We start from the raw sequence: 3140 nt of genomic DNA, 5'->3' as shown, positions 1-3140 counted from the left end.
GTTCTCGGTCGGTTCCTTGCCCATCATCTGTGTGATCGGCGTTTCGCGGCCTGGGTTCTCATCATAGAAGCCGCTGGTCTTGGTTGCGTCATAGGCCTCCATCGTCACCGGCAGGTAGCCAGAGGTCTGGTGCAGGTATTCCTGCACGTCGACTTGGGAGAGGTAGGAGAAGAAAGCGGCGACGCCCTCATAGGTCTCATCCGACTTGCCGCCCATCACCCACAGCGACGCACCGCCGGGAATGGTGTTCTGCGGGCCATTGCCAGCGGTGTCATAGGGCAGCTGCCCAATGCCGTAGTTCATGCCGGAATTGACGATATCGCCCAGACCGCCAGAGCTCTCGGTAAAAATTCCGCATTCGCCGGCAAGAAAGATCTGCTTGGCCTCGGACGTGCGTCCCCCATACTTGAAGGTGCCGTCGGTCGCCAAATCAGCGATCTGCTGGAAATGGTTCACGAAGATCGGCGCGTTGATCTCAAGCTCGGGCGTCGCACCCGGCTCCAGCCCGTTGCCTTGCGTGGCGTAGGGCACATTGTTCCAGGCGGCGAAGTTTTCCAGATGGATCCAGGTCAGCCAGGTTGAGGTGTAGCCGCAGGGGGCGGCACCGGACTCCTTGATCGTCTTGGCCATCGACCACACATCGTCCCATGTTGCGGGGGGCGTGTCAGGGTCAAGGCCCGCTTTTTCAAAGATATCCTTGTTGTAGTAGGTGATCGGAGAGGACGAGTTGTAGGGGAAGGACAGCATAGTGCCGTCGGCCTTGGAATAGTAGGCAACGATCCCTGGCAGATAGGCGGACTTGTCGAAGGTCATGCCGGCGTTCGTCAGCACGTCGGCCACGGGCATCACAGCCCCTTCAGCGCCCATCATGACACCAGTGCCGACGTCGAAGACCTGCATGATGTCGGGTGACTGCCCTGCACGGAACGCGGCGATGCCGGCGTTCAGCGTTTCGGGATACGTGCCCTTGAAGACCGGCATTATTCTGTAGTTGGACTGGCTGGCGTTGAAGTCGCTGGCGATCTTCTCGACCACTTCAGAGTTGGCACCCGTCATAGCGTGCCACCAGCTGATATCGGTCTGTGCTTGAGCGGCCATCGCCGGCAGCGCAAGTGCCGCGAACGTGCCAGCGAATATATTGTAATGGTTCATAATTTTCCTCCTCAACGGACTTATTAACAGGCAGAAGACCCAACACCACTCTATTGGCGCATTGTGATGCTCCTGCGACCACAAGTTTCCTTGCTCGTGCTGCATGTTCGCAGAGTATCAACTCTTCAGACGACCTATCTCAATAGTGTTTCGCTTGTCGCACCTAAAATCAAGGTCGAAGAAGAGGCCTAGTTCTTCTCGGCCGTCGGCACTTGTGCAAAGAACTTTAAGCCGACATCCTGAAGATCAGAGCACAACATGCCTGACCTAGTTATTTAACGACTTGTCAATCCTGCGGTGTCATCGGCAGAGGTCGTCGACATCCTTGAAGCCTGCGGGTTCGACCGGCCAGACATCAGTGTGCTGTCAGATGCCTTCATGCTCGAGCTAGAGGGGATGAAGCACAAGAACCTGGCCGTGGAAGCGCTGAAGAAGCTGCTGAACGGCGAGATCACATCCCGGACGCGGACCAACGTGGTGCGCAAAGAGGAGTTCTCGCTCCGCCTCGAGCAGGCGATCGCGAAATATCACAACCGCAGTGTGGATGCGATCCAGATCCTGCAGGAGCTGATCAACATTGCAAAGGACCTGCGCCAGGAACCTGAAGATGGCCTTACTCCAGAAGAGCGGGCGTTTTACGACGCCTTGGCGCAGAACAGCAGCGCCGTCGACATTATGAGCAACGAGAGCCTGCGAATTATCGCCACGGAACTCGTTCAGACGGTCCGCAGCAATTCCGGAACGGACTGGTGGCGCCGTGAAAATGTGCGCGCCAAGATGCGCGTGGCAGTTAAGAAGATCCTCCAGCGCCATGGGTATCCACCGGACTTGGCCAAGGACGCGATCAAGACGGTCTTGCGGCAGGCGGAGGCTCTAGCGGCGGAACTGAAATGAATGATGTCCCAATGATGTGCTTTGTCCACCTCAATATCGTATGCCTCTAGTCCTGCGGCCTCAGATCGTATGCCGGCATGGCTGCGATTACCTTGTATTTCGCCTTAATGGTTACGTCGCCATACGAATCGCCTGCGGTGCGCCCTGCGTGTCCGCAGATCGCGTCGACAACACGATCTGACTGCCCTTCCTCGCTGGCAACAGTCTTGAAACGGTGGCGCCACCCGTGGTTGGGGCTGACTTCAGTGGGGACCAGCTTTTCTTTTCTGAGCCATTCAGCAATTCTGTTGGCAGTTGTCTGGGCACGTTTCAAAACGGTTCCTCTGCCGTCTTCAGACACGAACAGGGGGCCGGGTCGCGCAGCGTTCACGAAGGTGATGAACCCTGCGATGATGAGGGCTGGATGGATGGGCACGTCGCGATAATTTCCTGACTTAACGGTCCCCGCTTCCGGTGTGATACGCATGACGTAGATTTCACCGTCTAGAACAATGTCCATCTTACGCAGCTGCGTCAGCTCCACGACGCGTGCACCGCTGTAGGCCAGCAAGAGCGGGACCCATTTTTTAGCGGCAGACATCTCAGCGTGCTCTCGAACGGGGCCACCATTGAATGGCTTCGGCACATATTTGTGGGAAAATAGCAGAATAGCCTTTGCTTCGGCTTCGGTATATCCTTGCTCCCGCTTTCGGATACGTTTTGGCATTTCCTGCCTCACATCCTTGGCAACGTTTGCGTCTAGACGGTCCTCAGAAACAGCCCAGTTCAGGACTGCTTTCAGTGCAGTGAGATGGACTTTGTTTATTGTGCTTGGCGCAAGAGACTGGTTGAGTTTGTCGCGCCACGTGATGATGTCGCGCTTTGTAATCTTTCGGGCGTCGTCATGGCCAAGATGAGACACCAAGTTTCGAAAAACTGGTTTCCAGCGATCCCCTGCACCTTTGCCGCGGCCGAGGGAATGGCGCCCAGCAATATAGTCTTCGAACAGTCCCGTGAGAGAGACAGTTGGCTGATCCGGTTCCGGGAGTAAAACATTTAGCCCGAATAATTCATGAGGGGTTGGTGAGGGTAGCGTAAGGCTTTGAACGCATGTG

At 56.3% G+C, this 3140-nt stretch carries 2 protein-coding genes and 1 pseudogene; 1 reads left to right on the top strand and 2 read right to left on the bottom strand.

Annotation, left to right across the window (positions count from 1 at the left end; translation table 11 throughout):
• Nucleotides 1–1152, bottom strand: a 1152-nt coding sequence (gene ugpB, locus ACOI1H_RS24460; protein ID WP_422440834.1) for a sn-glycerol-3-phosphate ABC transporter substrate-binding protein UgpB, incomplete at its 3' end; no start/stop codon positions are given.
• A 294-nt stretch (nt 1153–1446) separates the two neighbouring features.
• Here ugpB and ACOI1H_RS24455 point away from each other — a divergent pair.
• Nucleotides 1447–2046, top strand: a pseudogene (locus ACOI1H_RS24455) (DUF3387 domain-containing protein); the annotation flags it as partial.
• A gap of 46 nt (nt 2047–2092) precedes the next feature.
• Here ACOI1H_RS24455 and ACOI1H_RS24450 read toward each other — a convergent pair.
• On the bottom strand, nt 2093–3140 hold a 1048-nt coding region (locus tag ACOI1H_RS24450; RefSeq protein ID WP_422440832.1), incomplete at its 5' end, for a tyrosine-type recombinase/integrase.

This window comes from Loktanella sp. DJP18 (genome assembly GCF_049310965.1).
In the GTDB taxonomy this organism is placed as follows: domain Bacteria; phylum Pseudomonadota; class Alphaproteobacteria; order Rhodobacterales; family Rhodobacteraceae; genus Loktanella.
The sequence above is the reverse complement of the archived record's forward strand: the minus strand, read 5'-3'. Positions and strand labels throughout refer to the sequence as shown.